4 protein-coding genes are annotated in these 4,965 nt (G+C 39.0%); all 4 read left to right on the top strand.

All coding sequences use genetic code 11. The annotated features are described in order from the left end of the window. Positions 1-131 precede the first annotated feature (131 nt). Entirely contained in the window at positions 132-410 is a 279-nt protein-coding gene (locus FTV41_RS13570) for a hypothetical protein (protein ID WP_179991719.1), read from the top strand. 255 nt (positions 411-665) lie between these two features. After that, on the top strand, positions 666-1,577 hold the full coding sequence (locus tag FTV41_RS13565) for a replication initiation protein (RefSeq protein WP_179991720.1): 912 nt from the start codon (positions 666-668) through the stop codon (positions 1,575-1,577). A 470-nt stretch (positions 1,578-2,047) separates the two neighbouring features. After that, positions 2,048-2,584, top strand: coding sequence for a plasmid mobilization relaxosome protein MobC (gene mobC / locus FTV41_RS13560; protein WP_179991717.1), 537 nt, complete (start codon positions 2,048-2,050; stop codon positions 2,582-2,584). Beyond that, positions 2,574-4,697, top strand: coding sequence for a relaxase/mobilization nuclease domain-containing protein (locus FTV41_RS13555; RefSeq protein WP_179996691.1), 2,124 nt, complete (start codon positions 2,574-2,576; stop codon positions 4,695-4,697). Before mobC ends, FTV41_RS13555 begins: the two co-directional genes overlap by 11 nt. Positions 4,698-4,965: the final 268 nt, after the last annotated feature.

Below are 4,965 nucleotides of genomic sequence, written 5' to 3'. Positions count from 1 at the left end.
AACGAATATCGCTTAAATGATCTTGATAAAAAAGAAAACGAAGTTAAGCCGTTATTTCAGGCGAAGCCTGAAACAAAAGCTATTGAACGTAATAATGACAACGGATTCACAATGTAGGAGATGAAAAAATTATGAAAATAGATATTAGCGAGCACTTTGAAACATCATCAATCAGTGACGTTGCTTATGCTGCAATGCTTACTTTTTCTGAAATGGAAAATGTAGACTTGTCTTATTTACATGATGTGTGCGAACAATTAAATGCAGAAAAACATTGGCTGTTACAGCTAAATTGGTGTCATGAAAAAATGGACAATCAAAACTTTTTTACTTTGTGTAAAAGCTTGAACTATGACCCGATTGAGTTAAATCAAGCATTCAACGTGATCAAGCGTAAAAGTAGAAGATGACCCTTTATTTTTCTGCGTAGCAATGTTTTACATTGCTGTACTCGAAAAAAAAAGCATCTCTAAATCACTGTTTTTACTGCAGTATGCTTTTACTGAAAATAGTGCTACATTTTCATAGGCGAAAAAAAACAGGATTGCCGTCCTGTCTTTCTTCGGAATTTTAATTTAAATGCTTGAAAACACTAAAAATTAAACACCTGAATATGTCTTAATTTTAGCAGTGTTTGCGAGCTTTGCAAGCGGTTACTGTTATAAATGAATAAATGTGAAGCAAAAGACACTGATTTTCGGTCAATTTTTTATCAAGACCTACCGATTAAACCTTATTGTATGGACGAAAAACCAGGCTATATGCTTATTCGTCCCAAATCTATTGCGGTTAAAAAGCCCTATATTCAAGTTAATCCGCCACTTATGACGATTTACTTTGTCTTTGATGATGACAAAGAAGATTCCGCTTTATCCTGGTTTGACGCAGGTTTGCCACAGCCGTTTTGGACAACACAGAACCCAATCAACGGTCATTGCCATCACTGCTACAAGCTTGAGATACCGCTTTGTACAAGCGAGTTTGCTAGTGTGAAAGCAATCAAGTACGCACAAGCTATTTACTACGCTTTTGCACTCAAAATGGGTGCTGATCTCAGTTATTCTCATTTGATCACAAAAAATCCTCTCAATGACCAGTGGAGGACGATTTTTTGGACTGATAAAGCGTATTCGCTGGATTATCTTGCTGACTTCGTGGATCTGCCGAAGAAGATACCGAAAAAACTTGAAGTAGTTGGTTTAGGTCGCAATGTCACCATGTTCGAGAAAGGGCGTCATTGGGCGTATAAGGCGATTAGAGACTACATGCACCACAACTCTAGCCACGAGTGGGAAAGAGCCGTCAGGGCGCAAATAGAAGCGATTAATAGCGGTTTTGAACAACCTTTACCGTATAGCGAAGTAAAGGCGACATCAAAGAGTATTGCTAAATGGGTTTGGCAGCGTTTCAGCTATGGAGATTTCAGCGAGATTCAAGCTAAACGTGGTGCGAAGGGAGGTGCCAAGTCCAAACGTGGCCCTAAAGCTGATTCAGAGCGTTCAAAAAAGCCTTGGGAAGCCCTTGGAATTGGTCAAGCTACATATTATCGGCGCAAGAAAAAAGGTTTGATAAAGTGATAGCAGATAAGCCATATCAGATAACAGCCCCTCTTGGGGTTTGTTTTGAATCTTCCCTAGCTTTAAAGTGGGGGTTTTTATTATTCTTGTTTTATAAGTTAAATAGAAAATAACTAAAAACAATTAGAAAGTTCAAACACCAAACACCTCAAACACCAAACACCTCAAACACCAAACACCTCAAACACCAAACACCTCAAACACCAAACACCTCAAACACCAAACACCTCAACATCAAATACCTCAACATCAAATACCGCAATTACAGATAGCCTTTGAACTTGTATAACAACATTCGTACCGAACATTGTTATTACAAATTCAAGATGCTATTGTAATTAAGCAAGCCTACTCTGTAGCTACAATTTTCAGCCCTGCTACGCAGTTCCGAAAAGTTGTAGCACAGAAGTCTTGTTGAGGGCTTCGCCCCCAAACCCCCATCCAAAACCATAAGCAGGGGAGTGGTAAAAATGGATGATGAAGACTTAACAAAATTTAAAAAGATCAATCCGAAATCAGAAGTTAAACGTCTACGTCTGACAGTTGATGAAAAAAATCAGCTTGATGATTTTCTTGAGAAAAGAAACTTACAGTTTAGTGACTTCAACAATCGACTAATTAAAAATGCGATTAGTGCAGAATTTCATTTAGTTGAAATTGAAAACTATGTGAAACCCACATTTCCACTCAAGCAAAAAAAGCATCATCGACCACCACCAAAAGTAGACCCAGCCGTATTATTCGAACTTGGTCGAGTCGGTACAAATCTGAATCAGTGTGCTAGAGCCTTGAACCTAATTAAAAATGACAAACAACAAGAGTTGGATCTCACTCAAGAATTTAGCTTTATCGAGTGTCTGCAAGTGCTTCAAGCAATCCAAGAAGATATACATAGCGTGATTGGTGAAATTAAAAAAACAACAATGTCCGATACCGCTATCGAGAATGCGAGAGTCCGAGCAGTCAAAGCCGTTGAGTTAGTGGAGGTCGAAACCGATGCACATTAAATTTACGAAACATGGGAAAGGCTGTCCACGCAAAGCGGTTGGCTATTTACTTGCTGAAAAAGATGCAAAAGGCGATTTGCGTCCTGATATTCAGACGCTCAGAGGTGATGCACAAACATTTGTTGCCATTACTGAAAGCCTAGATTTTGATTACCGCTATTCGTCAGCAGTAATCGCTTGGTCAAAACAAGACAATCCGACTGATGCACAGATTCAAGAAACATTAGATCAATTTGAAAAACATGCTTTTGCTGATTTAGACCCGACACGCTATCACATGAATGCTGTTTTGCATGTTGCGCAAGATGGTTCAAAGCATGTGCATGTTTTGGTGCCGCGTGTCGATCTTGGAACAGGTAAGTCATTAAATATTGCTCCTCCCGGACACGAAAAATACTTCGATAAACTCAGAGATTATTTAAACGAAAAACATTGCTGGTCCAAACCTGATGACCTCGCAATTTTGAAAGCTGATGTACAGCTACCGCACCACACGCATTCACAAAGATTGGCGGCCATTGAAATTAATTTTGCAGGTAAAACCAAGCCTGAAAAAAAAGAGCTTTTAAATAAAATCGTTGCCCAACGCATTAACGCAGGCGTGATTCAAGACCGTAACGATGTTGTCCAAACGCTTGCTGAATATGGAATCATCACACGAAACGCTAAAGACACTATTTCAGTCAAATTACACGGTGATAAGACAGCCGTGAAGCTCGGAGGGGAGTTTTATAAAGATGGATTCAATGTCACTGCTTACGCAGAAAATCGAGCTAGAGCAGAAGCAGATCAAAGCGCATCAAGAGCAAATGAAGTCGATGCAAAACGAGTTAATGAACTCTATAACAAACTTCAACGAGCAACTGAATCAAGAGCTAGATTCTTTGCAGACAGATACGCTGAAACGCTTACAGATCATAGACAACGAGATACTACAGCACAGTCAAGTTTTGATCAGCAAAACCCAAGACCAAACGGAGTCAGTTTACAAGCTCACACAGAAATCAGCAGAGTTATTGAATCAAGTCCAAACTTTAGTGAAGCAAGCCGAAAACTTGAATATTCAGAGCTTAGAGCAACAGCAGACACAGCAACAACAGCAGAAAATCAGTCTAATTTTGTCAGTATCATGCACAGCGTTACTGCTAATCCTGATCATAATTTCATTGGTGAAGTAAATGAGCGAATTAACTCAGCTAATCAGTCAGCAAGTCAGTCTTTTGAAGGAGCAAAACAAGCTGCAACAGAACTGCATCGACGGACAGAAGATATATATCGAGCAATTGGAGAAGCGCAGCGCAGCACTACTTCAACAGATGAAAGAAGAGCCACCAGTGGACTTTTTGAACGAATCTATCAAAGGATTCTCAAAACAAACGCAGGCTTATTTGGAAAAAACCTTAACCAGTGCCTTGAGGGAATCAAATATAGATCAGTTAGTCCAAGACAAGATCAATCAGCAAATTCAGCCGATGCTCAAAGATATTCAGGATACTCAATCGAAATTAACACAGACCCTTTCACAGATTTCTACCGCCAGCTCACTTCTAAATACCACAGAAGTCAGCGAACGCTTAACGACTTTGGAAGACTCACTGAGAGATTTGACCACACAATTAAAGAAAGCAATCGAGTATTAACAGCTATCAATTCCAAAGGCTTTGCTATTAAACCGAAAAGCCCAATTGATGCTGCACGTATATTCTCATACAGCTATGTTAGTGCAGCCAAAGACGTGAAATATTGGGCTGAAATACAAGAATTGAAGTATCACAAAAAAAATCCGATGGGGACTGAGCTGTATGAAGCTATATGCGAGAAGTACAACGCTTTACAGCACTTCTCACGCCAAGAAAAAGACATGACAGACCAGATGCGTGATCACATTCAACAGATGATTGCCAATGATAAGAGAATGGTGAAATTTGCTGAAAAGCGGTTAGGTACTTACTTCTCTCAACGTGAGCATGACCGCCTAGATTCTCTATTCGATACAGCCAAAGACCGATTTAAAAAACCAGTTGAAGTTAGCCAGGTGCGAGATATTGAGCCAACACCAACACCAACACCATCGCCAAGTAAAGATGATGGCTACAGGTATGACCCATTCTAAGAATGGTTTTTTTTATACTTTTTTTGCCAAAACTGCACCGATTCAAACTTTAAATTTTGGAATGAATTACACTATCTAAAGTGAAGTGAATAAACTAAACTAAATGAACTAAACTAAACTAAATAAACTAAGTTTAGTAAAGTAAATAAAATCAATAACTCACTTTGGAGTAACTAAGTGAATAACAAAATTTCAAGTGCTGTGACCAAGCAAGACGTATATGACGCTATTGAGCAGCTTCTAAAAGAAAATGGGAGATATACAAACC

This window comes from Acinetobacter sp. YH16051, from assembly GCF_013417135.1.
Lineage (GTDB): Bacteria > Pseudomonadota > Gammaproteobacteria > Pseudomonadales > Moraxellaceae > Acinetobacter > Acinetobacter towneri.
This window is presented reverse-complemented; position numbering and strand designations above follow the sequence as displayed.

Bases quoted from the DNA above. Each gene is read 5' to 3' on its own strand.
- FTV41_RS13570 (WP_179991719.1), top strand. From the start codon at position 132: ATGAAAATAGATATTAGCGAGCACTTTGAAACATCATCAATCAGTGAC.
- FTV41_RS13555 (WP_179996691.1), top strand. From the start codon at position 2,574: ATGCACATTAAATTTACGAAACATGGGAAAGGCTGTCCACGCAAAGCG.
- mobC (WP_179991717.1), top strand. From the start codon at position 2,048: ATGGATGATGAAGACTTAACAAAATTTAAAAAGATCAATCCGAAATCA.
- FTV41_RS13565 (WP_179991720.1), top strand. From the start codon at position 666: ATGAATAAATGTGAAGCAAAAGACACTGATTTTCGGTCAATTTTTTAT.